Genomic DNA, 13850 nt, shown 5'->3' with positions numbered 1-13850 from the left:
GTCCGGGATCGCCCGCGCCGGGAGCCCGGCGCGGGGGCGCACCGAGGGGTTCGGGAGTGCGCGCCACGCCCGCGAGCGCGGTCGATCGCGCCGAGCGCGGCAGCTGGAGCGACCGCGCTCGGCGGGATCCCCCGCGCTCGGCGGTCCGACGCGGGCCGTTGACCGGTCCGCGGGAGCCGACTACCGTGCTGGCGCTCTTTCGACAACGGGTGTCGAAATTTCGGCGCCCCGGACCACGAGGACGTGACCCGATGCGAGCAGCACCCCGCGCCACCACCCGGCGCCGGCCCGACTCCCCCGAGCCCCCGCCCGGGCGCCGACCCCGCCGACGGCGGGCCCTCGCCGCCGGGCTCGCCGCCCTGCTGGCGGGCTCGGCCGCGGCGCTGGCGCCCGCCGTCGCCTCCGCGGCACCGACCACCCCGGCCGGCACCCCTGTCGCAGCGGGCGGCGACGACGCCCGGGGCGGTGGGCACGGCGGCGGCCACGGCGGCGGGCGGGACGTCCGCCAGCTCCGCACGTGGCTGGCCGACACCTACCGCTCCCTCGACGCGATGACCGACCCCGGGACCGGGCTCGTCGCGGACAACATGCCCGGCGCCCTCGAGCCCGGCACCGCCAGCGCCTACACCTCGCCGACGAACATCGGCGGCTACCTGTGGTCGACCGTCGTCGCCCGCGACCTCGGGCTGCTCAGCCACCGGGACGCCCGCGACCGGATGGCGACCACCCTGGGCACCCTCGAGCGCATGGACCGGCACGACGAGTCCGGCATGTTCTACAACTGGTACGACCCCGCCACCGGCGATCGCGTCGACACCTGGCCGGACAGCGGCGACCCGGTCGAGCACTTCCTGTCGTCGGTCGACAACGGCTGGCTCGCCGCCGCGCTGCGCGTGGTCGCGTCCGCCGAGCCCCGCCTCGCGGACGAGGCCACCGCGCTCTACGACTCGATGCACTTCGGCGTCTACTACAACCCCGGGGGTCGCGCGGACCTGGGGGTCGGGCTCATCCGCGGCGGGTTCTGGGACGAGGAGCCCTCGGGCTGCTCGGTGCCCGGGAACTACACCGGCGGCGAGACCGTCTACTACACCTGCCACCACTACGACACGACCGTGTCCGAGACCCGGATCGCGCTGTACCTGGGCATCGCGGACGGCGAGATCCCGTCCGAGGCGTACTGGGGCACCTACCGCACGTTCCCGTCGACCTGCGACTGGTCCTGGCAGGAGCAGCGCCCCAGCGGCGTGACCCGCACCTACGACGGCTTCCCCGTCTACGAGGGCGTCTACCACTACGACGAGATGGCGCTCGTGCCCGGCTGGGGCGGCTCGATGTTCGAGGCGCTGATGCCGGACATGCTGGTGCCCGAGTCCGAGTGGGCCCCGCGGTCCTGGGGCGTGAACCACCCGCTGGTCGTCGAGGCGCAGAAGCGGCACGGCCTGGACGAGGCCGGCTACGGCTACTGGGGCTTCTCCCCCGCCAGCGACCCGCACGGCGGCTACGCCGAGTACGGCGTCGACGTGCTGGGCATGCGGTCGGACGGCTACCTGTCGGACGGCACGACCGACGTCGACCTCGGCTTCCCGGGCTGCCGCGAGGCGACCAACCCGGAGCCCGAGTTCGGCGACGGCGTCGTCACCCCGCACGCCGCGTTCCTCGGCCTGGAGTACGACCCCCGCGGCGTCATCGACAACCTGAAGAACATCGCCGCCGACTTCGACGCCTACGGCCCGGGCGGGTTCTACGACGCCGTCGCGGTGCGGTCCGGGACCGTCGCGGAGCGCTACCTGTCGCTCGACCAGTCGATGATCGTCGCGGCGATCGGCAACTACCTGCGGGACGGCCTGCTGCGCGACTACGTCGTCGGGCCGGACATGGAGCAGAACCTGCGGCCGGTGCTCGCGGCCGAGGTGTTCTCGTCCGCCGCCGAGGCGGTGCCGCCCGTGCTCACCGAGCCGGCGCCGGGGTCGACGGTCGACGCCGTGACCCGGCTGGCGGGCACCGGCGAACCCGGCGCCCACCTCACGGTCACCGGCCCCGACAGCGCCGTCTGGTGCACCGCCGACGTCGACGCGGACGGGGCGTGGGCGTGCGACGTCGCGACGCCGCCGGGCGCGGGCGAGCACGTGCTCGCGCTGTCGACGACGAACGACGCGGGGATCACCGTGCGCGGCGCGGCGGTCACGCTGACCGTCACGGCGGGCGCGGGTGCCGGGCCGGGCGACGCCGGCGTGGTCGAGCCCGGGGCCGAGGACCCGGCCGGAGCGGCGCCGGCGGGCGACGAGCCGGCGGCGGGCGGGGCCGCGGAGCCCGTGCTCGCCGCGACCGGCGCGCACGCCGCGCTGGGCGTGCTGGCGCCGCTCGCCGCCCTGGCGGCCGGCGGTGGCCTTCTCCTCCGGAGGCGCCCGACCCCCTGACGCGCCGACGCCGAGTCTCCGACTCCGGACTCCCGCACACGCCCGGGACGCAGTCCGATCGCGGAGACTCGGCGCGTACGCGCACGCGCACGCGGGTGCGGGTGCGGCGGGGCGGCGCGCGGGCGGCGCGTCAGCGTGGCCGCGGCGGCGCCGTCGACGCCCGCACGACCAGGCGCGTCGCCAGCTCCAGGTGCGCCGGCCCGCGGCCGCCGCCCTGCCGGGCGCGGTGCGCAAGGGCCACGGCGGCATCGCCCATCTCGTCGAGGGGCTGCCGCACCGTGGTGAGCGCGGGGTCGAGCCAGGCGGCGACGGGCTGGTCGTCGAACCCGACCACCGACAGGTCCTCCGGCACCCGCACCCCGTGCTCCCGGGCCGCGCGCAGCACGCCGATCGCGGTGTCGTCGGAGGCGGCGAACACCGCGGTCGGCGGGTCGTCGGCCCGCAGCAGCACCTCGGCCGCCCGGAACCCCGCGTCCACGCCGTAGGACCCGCCGCGGACCAGCTCCTCCTGCACGGCCAGGCCGCCCTGGATCAGCGCGGTCCGGTACCCCGCGAGGCGGGCCACCGCGTTGTCCTGGTCCTGCGGGCCGGTGATCGTCGCGATCCGGCGGTGACCGAGCGCGACCAGGTGGGCGGTCGCGTCCAGGCCGCCCCGGAAGTTCGTCGCGGCGACGGCCAGCAGCTCCGGGTCCGGCCGGGTGCGCGGGTCCACCACCACGAGCGGCACCCCCGCCCGGGCGAGGTCGGCCCGCGCCCCCTCGTCGGGGACGCCGACGACGCTGACCAGCCCGTCGGTGCCCCGGCGCAGCGCGTGCCGGACCCACGCGCCGCTCGACCCGGCGCCGGGCTCGGAGTCGACGGTCACCACCAGGTCCGCACCGAGCCGCGTCGCCGCCCTGGCCGCCCCGCGCACGACGGCCTCGGCCCAGGTGCTGTCGAGGTCGACCACCCGGAGGTCGACGAACCCGGTGCGCCGGCTGCCCGACGGCCGGACCGCGTACCCGTGCCGGGCCAGCACCGCCGCGACCCGCTCCCGGGTCCCGCCCGCGACGTCCGGGCGGGAGTTCAGCACCTTCGACACGGTGGGCACGGAGACGCCGGCCTCCGCTGCGACGACGGCCAGGGGCGACGGCGCCCCGGCGCCCGGGTGCTCGGCGTCCATGGCGCACCAGCCTAGGGCGCACGGACCACCGTCGGCGCGGACGCGGCGCGACCCAGGGGACCGCCGGCGCGCCCCGCCCCGTGGGCGCACGTAGGGTCGGCCGCATGATCGTGGTGGTGGCGGGGTCGAGCGGGCTGATCGGGACGGCGCTGGTCGCGCGCCTGCGGGCGGAGGGCCACGAGGTGCGCCGGCTCGTCCGCCGGGCGCCGCGCACGCCCGACGAGCGGACCTGGGACCCCGGCGCCGGCGTGCTGGACCCCGGCGCGCTCGCCGGCGCGGACGCCGTGGTGAACCTCGCGGGCGCCGGCGTCGGCGACAAGCGGCTCACACCGGCGCGCAAGCGGGTCGTGCTGGAGTCCCGCACCCGCACCACGGGTCTGCTCGCCCGCACCGTCGCAGGGCTGGACGACCCGCCGCGGGTGTTCCTGCAGGGGTCCGCGACCGGCGCGTACGGCTACCGGGGCGACACCCGGGTCACCGAGGAGGAGCCGTACGGCACGTCGTACCTCGCGGAGGTCGTGCGCGCGTGGGAGGCCGCCGCAGCGCCCGCCGTCGCGGACCCGCGGGTACGGGTCGCGTTCCTGCGCACCGGGATCGTGCTGGCACCGTCCGGCGGCGCGCTCGGGCGCCTCCTGCCGCTCATCCGGCTCGGGCTCGGCGGGCCGCTCGGCAGCGGGCGGCAGTACTGGTCGTGGATCAGCCTCGAGGACGAGGTGCGCGCGATCCTGCACCTGCTGGACGCACCGGTCGGCGGCCCGGTCAACCTGACCGCCGAGCCGGCGACCGAGCTCGAGATCGTCCGGGCACTCGCCCGCCGCGCGCACCGCCCGGCCGTGCTGCCCGTGCCGGGGTTCGCGCTCCGGGTCGCGCTGGGCCAGTTCTCCGAGGAGATCCTGGGCAGCCTGCGCGTGGTCCCGGCGGCGCTGACGGCCTCGGGCTTCGTGCACGCGCACCCCACCCCGGACGTCGCGGCGGCCTACGTCCTCCCCTGACCGCGCGCCGTCCCGACCCCGCGGCCCGGCGCACCCCGCCGACTGTGCAGCAGGTGCTGCGTTCCGGGGCGCTGAACCCCGCGACGACCGCCATCTCGACGCCCGCCGCGCCAGGGCGGGCGCCGCGCCAGCGCGGGCGCGGCGGGCGGCTAGGCGTCCAGCGACACCGTGCGGTGCTCGCGGGCCGAGACCCGGGCCGCGTCCAGGACGCGGGCCGTGACCACCGCGTCGGCCGGGTCGACCGGGACGGGGCCGGTCCCCCGCACCCACGCCGCGACCGCCCGGTAGAAGTCCGGGTGGCCGCCCGGCGCGCGCCGCACGGGCACCCGCTCGTCGCCGTGCACCAGCCAGCCCTCGTGCGCGTCGTCGCCGTCGTCGAGCGCCGAGAACGGGGTCGCCTCGCCCTCGAACGACGTCACCAGGTACGCGCCGCGGTCGCCGAGCACCCGGGTGCGGGGTCCGGGCGCGCCGACGAGCGCGCCGGCCTGCAGGTGGCTGATGACCGCCGAACCGTCCGGGCGCGCCGCGTGCGTGAGAGCGAGGAACACGTCGTCCTCGGCGGGCGTGGTGAGGTTCCGCAGCTCGGCGTGCACCCGGGCCACCGGGCCGAACAGCTGCACCGCCGAGTCGACCAGGTGCGCCCCGAGGTCGAGCAGCAGGCCGCCCGCACGGGTGTCGTTCTCCTTCCACCGGTCCTGCGGCACCGGCCGCCACCGCTCCCAGCGGCGCTCGAACCGGTGCACGGTGCCGAGCTCGCCCGCCTCGAGCAGGGCGCGCAGCGTCAGCTGCTCGGGGTCCCACCGGCGGTTCTGGAACACGGTCAGCCGGCCACCTGCCTCCGCGCCGAGCCGGGCCAGCGCCTCGGCCTCGTCGGCGGTGGTGGCCAGCGGCTTGTCGACCACGACGAACGCGCCCGCGGCGAGCGCCTGGGTGACGTGCTCGACGTGGTCGCCGGTCGGGCTGGCGACGACGACGACGTCGAGCTCGGCCGCGTGCGCGAGCAGGGACGCGACGTCCGGGTCGACGCCGACGCCCGGCCAGTCCCGGCCGGCCGCGGTCGCGCGCGCCGGGTTCCGGGTCACGACCCGGGTCACCTCGGCCCCGACCTCGCGGAGCAGCCGGGCGTGGATGCCCCGCCCCGCCGAGCCGTAGCCGACCAGTCCCACCCGCAGCGCGTCCGTCATGGCCGCCACCCTAGGCCCGGTGCGCGCCCTCCTCCTGCCGCGCGAGCGCGCTCGGCCACCAGGTGCGCCGCCCCACGTCGTGCACGAGCGCCGGCACCAGCAGGCTGCGCACCACGAGGGTGTCGAGCAGCACGCCGAACGCCACGATGAACGCGAGCTGGGCCAGGAACAGCAGCGGGATCACGCCGAGCGCCGCGAACGTCACCGCGAGCACGACGCCGGCGGAGGTGATCACACCGCCGGTGACCGCCAGCCCGCGCAGCACGCCCTCCCGGGTGCCCAGCCGCACGCTCTCCTCCCGGACCCGCGTCATGAGGAAGATCGAGTAGTCGACGCCCAGGGCCACCAGGAAGGTGAACGCGTAGAGCGGCACGGCCGGGTCGGCCCCGGGGAAGTCGAGCACGTGCTCGAACACCAGCGCCGCGACGCCCAGCGCCGCCGCGAACGACAGCACGTTGGCGAGCATCAGCAGCACCGCGGCCACGACGGACCGCAGCAGGACCATGAGGATGAGCAGGATCACGACCAGCACCACCGGCACGATCACCCGCAGGTCCCGGGTGCCGGCGTCCTGCGCGTCCAGCGTCTCGGCCGCGGCCCCACCCACCAGCGCGTCCGGGGCGACCTCGTGCACCGCGTCCCGGAGCCGCTCGACCGTCGCGACGCCCTCCGTGGTGTCGGCCGCGGCCTCGGTGGCGACGTCCACCCGCACCTCGCCGTCGACGACGACCGGCTCCGCGGGCTCCTCGGCGCCCGGGCCGCCGGACCCGGTCGGTGCGCCCGTCGTCGCCCCCGTGTAGGGCGCCGCGGAGACCACGCCGTCGACGTCGAGCGCCGCCTCGACCACCGCGTCGGCCTGGTCCTGGGCGACGATCACCGTCGCCGGCTGCACGGTCCCCGCGGAGAAGTGGTCGGCGAGCACCTCCTCGCCCGCCACGGCGTCGACGTCGGTGAGGAAGACGTCGGCCTGGCTCGTGCCCGAGGCCTGGAACGTGGGCAGGAACGCCGCGCAGCCCAGGAGCACGACGGTGGTCAGCACCCACACGACGCGGTCGCGCCGCCCCACCCCGCGGGCGAGCCGGCCCCACAGGCCCTCGGCGGGCGCGGGGTGGCCGGCGGGCGCGTGCGCGCCGTGGTGGTCGTGCGCGGGCGCGGCGGCGGTCCCGGCCGCGACCGGGGTCCCCGCCGGCTCGTCGTGCGCGGGGCCCACCGCGTGCGCGCCCGGCTCGGCGACCCGCGGCACCCGCGGCCAGAACAGCGCCCGGGACCGCCGGCCCGCGATCAGCAGCAGGAGCGGCAGCAGCGTGAACGCCGCCAGGTACGCGGCGGCGATGCCCAGGGCACCCACCGGGCCGAGCGAGCGGTTGGACGCGAGGTCGGACAGCAGCAGGCAGAGCAGGCCGGCGACGACGGTGCCCGCGCTGGCGGTGATGGGTTCCAGGCTGCGGCGCAGCGCGCGGCGCATCGCGGCGGCCGGCGCCGCCACGGAGCGCAGCTCCTCCCGGTACCGGGCGACGATCAGCAGCGCGTAGTCGACGGACGCACCGACGACCAGGATCGACAGGATGCCCTGCGCCTGGCCGTTGAGCGTGAGGACCCCGGCGTCGGCCAGGTGGTAGACGGCGAGCGCGGCGGCGCACAGCGCGAACACCGCGGTGAGGATGACGGCGAGCGGCAGGAACGGCGACCGGTAGACCAGGACGAGGATGACCAGGACGGCCCCGAGCGCGACGAGCAGCAGCACGCCGTCGATGCCGCCGAACGCGTTGGTCAGGTCCGCGACGAACCCGCCGGGCCCGGTGACCCAGGCGCGCAGCCCGGCCTCCCCGGACGAGTCGGCGGTGGCGCCGAGCTCGTCGGCGAGGGTGTCGCGCACGGCCTGCACGGTCGCGCCCACCACGCTCTCGTCGTCGGCGAGCGAGGCGTCGGCCTGGTCGGCGTCCAGGGACAGCGGCACCAGCAGCGCCTCGCCGTCCTCCGACGGCACGACCACGGGGTCGCCGGTCAGCACGTCGCCGAGCGTCGCGGGGTCGCCCGCCGCCGGGTCCGCGCCCGGCAGCGCGACGTCCGCCAGCCCGTCGACGACCGGCTGCACCGCCGCGATCGCGGAGGGGTCGAGTGCACCGCCGCCCTCCGCCTCCAGCACGACCAGCACCGGCAGCGACTCGGACTCGGTGAACGCCGCCGACGCCTCCGCGGCGCGCGTCGACTCCGCCGACGACGGCAGGAAGGCCGCCGCGTCGTTCGTCTGCACCTGCGAGAGCTGGCCCTGGGCCATGCCCCCGAGCGAGCCCACCGCCAGCCACCCCGCGGCGACCGCCAGCACGGCCAGCCCCCGCCCGATCCCCCGTACGCCATTCCTCAGCATGCTGAGCACTATGCGGGACGCGCCGCGTTCCGGCAACATGAGCCCGGGGCAACCGCCCAGCAGGAGGAGAGGGACCAGTGGAGCGCGACGCCGGAGAGCCGCAGGAGCACCCGCGGTGGCAGGCGATGGCCGCGCCGGAGCCGAGCGGCTGGCCGGTCGGCCGGCTGCTGTCGGCGGCCGCCCGCCGCGTCGAGCGCGACTGGAACGCGCACCTCGCGTCCTGGGACCTCAACCACGCGAGCCAGCCGGTCCTCGTGATCCTGCTGCGCGGCCCGCGCACCCAGGCGGAGCTCGCGGCGATGTGCGACGTCACCGAGCAGACGATGAGCCGGGTGCTGGCGCGGCTGGAGCGGTCCGGCTACGTCACCCGGACGGCGCACGCCACCGACCGGCGCAAGCACCAGATCTCCGCCACCGACGCCGGTCGCACCGCCGTGCTCGCCGCCTCGGACCCGGCCACCGCCGAGGCGATGGTCACCGACGGGCTGACGCCGGAGCAGGTCGACCAGCTGCGCGCGCTGCTGCTCCTGGTCGCGCGGCGCTGACGGGGGCTCAGCGCCCGGCCACCGCCCCGCCGCGCCCGATCCGCCGCAGGTCCTCCGCGACCCGGCCGGCCCACGCGTCCACCTCGTCGAAGTCGCGGAAGTCGCCCGCCTCGGCCTCGATCATCGCGACCAGCGCCCGCTCGGCGAGCCCGAGCTCGTCGCGAGCCAGCCGCCCGCCGAACGCCACGACGTCCCGCGCGCCCACCCGCCGGGCCACCACCCGCACGTCGTCGGGCTCGGCGGCGGGCAGCGGCGGCTCGCCCACCCGCCCGGACCAGAACAGCCACGTCGGCCGGGACGCCAGCCGCGCCGCGTCCCGGTCGACCAGGTCGCGCAGCGCCGCCGCGAGCCGGCCGACGTACACCGCCGAGCCGAGCACCACCGCGTCGTACTCCTCGACGGAGCCGACGTCGTCGGGCTCGACCTCCGCGACGTCGTGCCCCGCCGCGCGGAGCACCTGCGCCACCTCGGCGCCGATCTCCCGCGTGCTGCCGTGCCGCGACGCCACCGTCACCAGGACCCGCATGGTCGCCTCCCCCGCGTCCCGTGGCCCGGCCCGGCGCCGCGCCCGTCCTCCCAGCGTCACCCGGACGGCGCAGCGGCCACCAGGGACCTCCGTCCCGCGGCGCGGCACGCGGTCCGCACCGGGGGCTGCGCCCCGGGTCCCCGCGCCCCGCCGACCGGGCGACGGCGGAGCCGCGCGCGCCGGTAGACTCCCGGGTCATGGCCCGTGAGAAGAACCCGACCGCCGGCGCGGCCGCGAAGCCCGCGAAGGTGAAGAAGACCCGGTGGTACCACCAGGTCTGGCAGGCGTACCAGATGACCCGGCAGCAGGACCCCGCGGTCACCTGGCTGATCCTCGGGGTGTTCGTCGGGATCGTCGTGCTGGGCCAGGTGCTGGCCCTGTTCTTCCTCAGCTGGTGGTGGTGGCTGCTCGTCAGCATCCCGTTCGCGCTGCTCGGCGCCATGTTCACGCTGACCCGCCGCGCCGAGCGCGCCGCGTACGCCCGGATCGAGGGCCAGCCGGGCGCCGCGCTGTCCGCGCTCGGCACCATCCGCCGCGGCTGGACGTTCGCGCAGGAGCCGGTGGCCGTCGCGCCGCGCACCCAGGACCTCGTCTACCGCGGCGTCGGGCGCCCGGGCATCGTCCTGATCGGCGAGGGTCCCGCCAACCGCATCGGCAAGCTGCTCGAGTCGGAGCGCAAGCGCACCGCGCGCGTGCTCCAGGGCGTGCCGATCACGCTGATCGAGGTCGGTCGCGAGGAGGGCCAGGTCCCGCTGCCGCAGCTCGCCCGCAAGGTGCAGCGCCTCAAGCCGCAGCTCACCAAGGCGGAGGTCGGCGAGGTCGTCAAGCGGCTCCAGGCGCTCGGCGCGGTCAAGATGCCGGTGCCCAAGGGCGTCGACCCGATGCGCGTCCGCCCCGACCGCAAGGGCATGCGCGGCCGCTGAGCCGCACGCGCACGCGCGCCCGCACCCCCTCGGGGGTGCGGGCGCGTCCTGCGTCCGGCCGCGCTCCTCGCCCGCGCGGGCACCCCGCGCGGCTGCCCGGCCGCCCGGCCGCCCGGTCGCCCGGGCGCCGAACCGCCGAACGAGCAACCGACGCGTCGAGCGAGTACCCAGCGACTACTCGCTCGACGCGTCGACTACCCCCTCGCGAGAGGGTCGAGGCGCGGACGGTGCGGGGCTCAGGTGCGGAGACGGGCGGGCGCGGCGGGGCCGCGCGGTCAGCGGCGGACGATCGCCGTGCCCGCGGAGCGGTCGTGCAGGCCCCGGCCGTCGGCGTCCCACACCACGGCGGGGATCACCAGGCAGAGCAGCACGGTGCGCACCAGGGCCAGCAGCAGGTTCGGCGGCGCGTCCGGGCCCGGGTCGGCGGGCGGTGCGTCCGGGCGGGCGACGAGCGCCGGCGGGCGCACCCGGCGCACGCGGATCCCCAGCAGCCGGTGCCCGAGCGTGCCGCCGACGGTGCCGACCAGCAGCACGTTCTCGACGGCGAACACCGCCAGCGTGCCGAGCTGCTGCGCGTCGGCCGGCAGGAACACGTTGGCGATGGCGAGGCAGGCGAACCAGTCGATCAGCAGCGCGATCAGCCGGCGGCCCAGCGGCGCGAGCGACCCGCTCCCCGTGGCGGGCAGACCCAGCCGGCTGCCGCTCGGCGCGCTCCCGTCCCCCACGGGCGGCCCCTCGAGCCACGAACCGACGTCCTCGCGATCGACCATGCGTCAACGGTAACCGCCCGCCGCGCGCACCCCGACCGCCTCCTGTCACGCGCCAGCAACACGGATCGGGGGTCACGTAACACGGGCGAAACAATCGGTACACCGGCGGGAAATCGGGCACCCCTAGCCTCGTCGGAGCCCGGTGAGGGCACGTCAACCCGAGGAGCAGCGGATGTTCAGCACGCCAGAGGAAGTCCTGGCCTTCATCAAGAACGAGGACGTCAAGTTCGTCGACGTCCGGTTCTGCGACCTGCCCGGCGTGATGCAGCACTTCAACGTGCCGGCCGCGTCCGTGGACGAGAGCTTCTTCGTCGAGGGCCAGATGTTCGACGGGTCGTCGATCCGCGGCTTCCAGGCGATCAACGAGTCGGACATGAAGCTCCTGCCGGACGTGACGACGGCGTTCGTCGACCCGTTCCGCACGGAGAAGACGCTCGTGCTGAACTTCCACATCGTCGACCCGTACACCGACGAGCCCTACAGCCGCGACCCGCGCCAGGTCGCCGCCAAGGCCGAGGCGTACCTGCGCTCGACCGGCATCGCGGACACGGCGTTCTTCGCCCCCGAGGCCGAGTTCTACATCTTCGACGACGTGCGCTTCGAGACGAAGCAGAACGCGTCGTTCTACTCGATCGACTCCATCGAGGCCGCCTGGAACACGGGCCGCGTCGAGGAGGGTGGCAACCTCGGCCACAAGACCCCCTACAAGGGCGGCTACTTCCCCGTCCCGCCGGTCGACCACTTCGCCGACCTGCGCGACAAGATCTCGCTCCAGCTGGACGCCCTCGGCCTCGAGGTCGAGCGCGCGCACCACGAGGTCGGCACCGCCGGCCAGGCGGAGATCAACTACCGCTTCGACACGCTCGCCAAGTCGGCCGACAAGGTGCAGCTGTTCAAGTACGTCGTGAAGAACGTCGCGCACGCCGACGGCCGCACCGCGACCTTCATGCCGAAGCCGCTGTTCGGCGACAACGGCTCGGGCATGCACGTGCACCAGTCGCTGTGGAAGGACGGCAAGCCGCTGTTCTTCGACGAGAAGGGCTACGGCGGCCTGTCCGACATGGCCCGCTGGTACATCGGCGGCCTGCTCAAGCACGCCCCGTCGCTGCTGGCGTTCACCAACCCGACGGTGAACTCCTACCACCGCCTGGTCCCGGGCTTCGAGGCGCCGGTCAACCTGGTCTACTCGGCCCGCAACCGCTCCGCGTGCATCCGCATCCCGGTCACCGGCTCGAACCCGAAGGCCAAGCGCATCGAGTTCCGCGTGCCGGACCCGTCGTCGAACCCGTACCTGTGCTTCGCGGCCATGCTGATGGCCGGCCTCGACGGCATCCAGAACCGGATCGAGCCGCCGGAGCCGGTCGACAAGGACCTGTACGAGCTGCCCCCGGAGGAGCACGCGCTCATCCAGCAGGTCCCCGGCTCGCTCGGCGAGGTGCTCGACAACCTCGAGGCCGACCACGACTGGCTGACCGCCGGCAACGTGTTCACCCCGGACCTGATCCAGACCTGGATCGACTACAAGCGGTCCGCGGAGATCGACCCGATCCGGCTGCGCCCGCACCCGCACGAGTTCGAGCTCTACTACGACGTCTGATCGGCTGCTCCCGGTCAGTGCGCATGCGAGGGGCGTCTCCCGTCAGGGAGGCGCCCCTCGTGGCGTGTAAGGCCGGTGCCGGCGCACCGGCGCCCCGCGCTCCGGCCCCAGGTCCGGCGCGCCCGTCCGGCGCCGTCGAGGTGGCGTACCGCCGGGTCACCTCCGCGCCGCCAAGGAGGGGCTGGCAGGGCCTCGCACGATCGGCCGCGGCGGGGTTGACTGTGCGGGCGACCGGCCGTCGACGACGACCCGGCCGGCGTCCACCCACCGTCCCGCGCACCCCTGGGAGTCCTGTGCTCACCGTCAACGCCTACGCCGCCCCCTCCGCGACCGAGCCGCTCGTCCCCGTGACGATCGAGCGCCGCGACGTGGGGCCGAAGGACGTGCTGATCGAGATCCGCTACGCCGGCGTCTGCCACTCCGACATCCACACCGTCCGGGGCGACTGGGGCCCCATCACCTACCCGCAGGTCGTCGGGCACGAGATCGTCGGCGTGGTCGCCGAGGTCGGCGCCGAGGTCACCCGGCACGCCGTCGGCGACCGGGTCGGCGTCGGCTGCATGGTCGACTCCTGCCGGGAGTGCGAGAACTGCCGCGCCGGCCTCGAGCAGTACTGCCTCGAGGGCAACACCCAGACCTACGCGTCCGTCGACCGCGACGGCACCATCACGCAGGGCGGGTACTCGACCCACGTGGTCGTCGACGAGGACTTCGTCCTCCGCGTCCCGGAGGCCATCCCGTTCGACAAGGCCGCGCCCCTGCTGTGCGCCGGGGTGACCACGTACTCCCCCCTCGCCCACTGGGGCGCCGGCCCGGGCAAGAAGGTCGCGGTCGTCGGCATGGGCGGCCTCGGCCACATGGCCGTCAAGCTCGCGCACGCGATGGGCGCCGAGGTCACCGTGCTGTCCCGCACGCTGAGCAAGAAGGCCGACGGGCTCGAGCTCGGCGCGGACCACTACTTCGCCACCGAGGACCCGGCGACGTTCGCCGAGCTCGCGAACACCTTCGACCTCATCGTCAACACCGTGTCCGCGGTCGTCGACCTGGGCGCGTACCTGTCGCTGCTCCGGCTCGACGGCACCCTGGTCAACGTCGGCGCGCCCGGCGAGCCGCTGCCCGTCCAGGTGTTCACCCTGTTCGGCAACCGCCGCTCGTTCGCCGGGTCGAGCATCGGCAGCATCGCCGAGACGCAGGAGATGCTCGACTTCTGCGCCGAGCACGGCATCGCACCCGAGACGGAGCTGATCGCGGCCGACGCCGTGAACGAGGCGTACGAGCGCGTGCTGCGCTCGGACGTGCGGTACCGGTTCGTCATCGACGTGGCGACGATGGCCTGAGCCCAGCACCCGGTCCCCGGGGGCCGCGG

At 75.9% G+C, this 13850-nt stretch carries 11 protein-coding genes; 6 read left to right on the top strand and 5 right to left on the bottom strand.

Going from position 1 to position 13850, the window contains the following annotated elements; translation table 11 throughout:
• Positions 1-251 precede the first annotated feature (251 nt).
• A complete protein-coding gene (locus FS882_RS17420) occupies positions 252-2417 on the top strand; it encodes a glucoamylase family protein (protein ID WP_187365351.1) in 2166 nt (721 codons plus the stop codon).
• Between the two features lie 130 nt (positions 2418-2547).
• Here the strand turns inward: FS882_RS17420 and FS882_RS17415 are convergent, their stop codons facing one another.
• Positions 2548-3579, bottom strand: a complete 1032-nt coding sequence (locus tag FS882_RS17415; RefSeq protein WP_158374961.1) for a LacI family DNA-binding transcriptional regulator — start codon at positions 3577-3579, stop codon at positions 2548-2550.
• Positions 3580-3683: 104 nt separating this feature from the next.
• Here FS882_RS17415 and FS882_RS17410 point away from each other — a divergent pair, with 104 nt between their 5' ends.
• Positions 3684-4571, top strand: coding sequence for a TIGR01777 family oxidoreductase (locus FS882_RS17410; RefSeq protein WP_158374959.1), 888 nt, complete (start codon positions 3684-3686; stop codon positions 4569-4571).
• 149 nt (positions 4572-4720) lie between these two features.
• Here the strand turns inward: FS882_RS17410 and FS882_RS17405 are convergent, their stop codons facing one another.
• On the bottom strand, positions 4721-5755 hold the full coding sequence (locus FS882_RS17405; protein WP_158374957.1) for a Gfo/Idh/MocA family oxidoreductase: 1035 nt from the start codon (positions 5753-5755) through the stop codon (positions 4721-4723).
• Between the two features lie 10 nt (positions 5756-5765).
• On the bottom strand, positions 5766-8123 hold the full coding sequence (locus FS882_RS17400; RefSeq protein WP_158374955.1) for an MMPL family transporter: 2358 nt from the start codon (positions 8121-8123) through the stop codon (positions 5766-5768).
• Between the two features lie 77 nt (positions 8124-8200).
• Between FS882_RS17400 and FS882_RS17395 the strand changes: the two genes are divergently transcribed.
• A complete protein-coding gene (locus FS882_RS17395; protein ID WP_262348381.1) occupies positions 8201-8668 on the top strand; it encodes a MarR family winged helix-turn-helix transcriptional regulator in 468 nt (155 codons plus the stop codon).
• Between the two features lie 7 nt (positions 8669-8675).
• On the opposite strand, the gene FS882_RS17390 is transcribed toward FS882_RS17395, so the two are convergent.
• Positions 8676-9194 carry a flavodoxin domain-containing protein gene (locus FS882_RS17390; protein WP_158374953.1) on the bottom strand — a complete coding sequence of 173 codons (519 nt, stop codon included), beginning with the start codon at positions 9192-9194 and terminating at the stop codon, positions 8676-8678.
• 197 nt (positions 9195-9391) lie between these two features.
• On the opposite strand from FS882_RS17390, the gene FS882_RS17385 reads away from it, so the two are divergent.
• Positions 9392-10117 carry a DUF4191 domain-containing protein gene (locus FS882_RS17385; protein ID WP_158374951.1) on the top strand — a complete coding sequence of 242 codons (726 nt, stop codon included), beginning with the start codon at positions 9392-9394 and terminating at the stop codon, positions 10115-10117.
• A 275-nt stretch (positions 10118-10392) separates the two neighbouring features.
• Here the strand turns inward: FS882_RS17385 and FS882_RS17380 are convergent, their stop codons facing one another.
• Positions 10393-10887 (bottom strand): RDD family protein, encoded by a 495-nt coding sequence (locus FS882_RS17380; protein WP_158374949.1) that lies wholly within the window; start codon positions 10885-10887, stop codon positions 10393-10395.
• A 172-nt stretch (positions 10888-11059) separates the two neighbouring features.
• Here FS882_RS17380 and glnA point away from each other — a divergent pair, with 172 nt between their 5' ends.
• Positions 11060-12484 (top strand): type I glutamate--ammonia ligase, encoded by a 1425-nt coding sequence (gene glnA / locus FS882_RS17375; protein ID WP_147796422.1) that lies wholly within the window; start codon positions 11060-11062, stop codon positions 12482-12484.
• Between the two features lie 293 nt (positions 12485-12777).
• On the top strand, positions 12778-13821 hold the full coding sequence (locus tag FS882_RS17370) for an NAD(P)-dependent alcohol dehydrogenase (protein WP_158374947.1): 1044 nt from the start codon (positions 12778-12780) through the stop codon (positions 13819-13821).
• Positions 13822-13850 lie beyond the last annotated feature (29 nt).

The sequence above is a fragment of the Cellulosimicrobium cellulans genome (genome assembly GCF_007679345.1).
Lineage (GTDB): Bacteria > Actinomycetota > Actinomycetes > Actinomycetales > Cellulomonadaceae > Cellulomonas > Cellulomonas cellulans_A.
This window is presented reverse-complemented; position numbering and strand designations above follow the sequence as displayed.

What these genes read in the sequence shown, in the direction of transcription:
- FS882_RS17420 (WP_187365351.1), top strand. Translation starts at nt 252, where the DNA reads ATGCGAGCAGCACCCCGCGCCACCACCCGGCGCCGGCCCGACTCCCCC.
- FS882_RS17415 (WP_158374961.1), bottom strand. Translation starts at nt 3,579, where the DNA reads ATGGACGCCGAGCACCCGGGCGCCGGGGCGCCGTCGCCCCTGGCCGTC.
- FS882_RS17410 (WP_158374959.1), top strand. Translation starts at nt 3,684, where the DNA reads ATGATCGTGGTGGTGGCGGGGTCGAGCGGGCTGATCGGGACGGCGCTG.
- FS882_RS17405 (WP_158374957.1), bottom strand. Translation starts at nt 5,755, where the DNA reads ATGACGGACGCGCTGCGGGTGGGACTGGTCGGCTACGGCTCGGCGGGG.
- FS882_RS17400 (WP_158374955.1), bottom strand. Translation starts at nt 8,123, where the DNA reads ATGCTGAGGAATGGCGTACGGGGGATCGGGCGGGGGCTGGCCGTGCTG.
- FS882_RS17390 (WP_158374953.1), bottom strand. Translation starts at nt 9,194, where the DNA reads ATGCGGGTCCTGGTGACGGTGGCGTCGCGGCACGGCAGCACGCGGGAG.
- FS882_RS17385 (WP_158374951.1), top strand. Translation starts at nt 9,392, where the DNA reads ATGGCCCGTGAGAAGAACCCGACCGCCGGCGCGGCCGCGAAGCCCGCG.
- FS882_RS17380 (WP_158374949.1), bottom strand. Translation starts at nt 10,887, where the DNA reads ATGGTCGATCGCGAGGACGTCGGTTCGTGGCTCGAGGGGCCGCCCGTG.
- glnA (WP_147796422.1), top strand. Translation starts at nt 11,060, where the DNA reads ATGTTCAGCACGCCAGAGGAAGTCCTGGCCTTCATCAAGAACGAGGAC.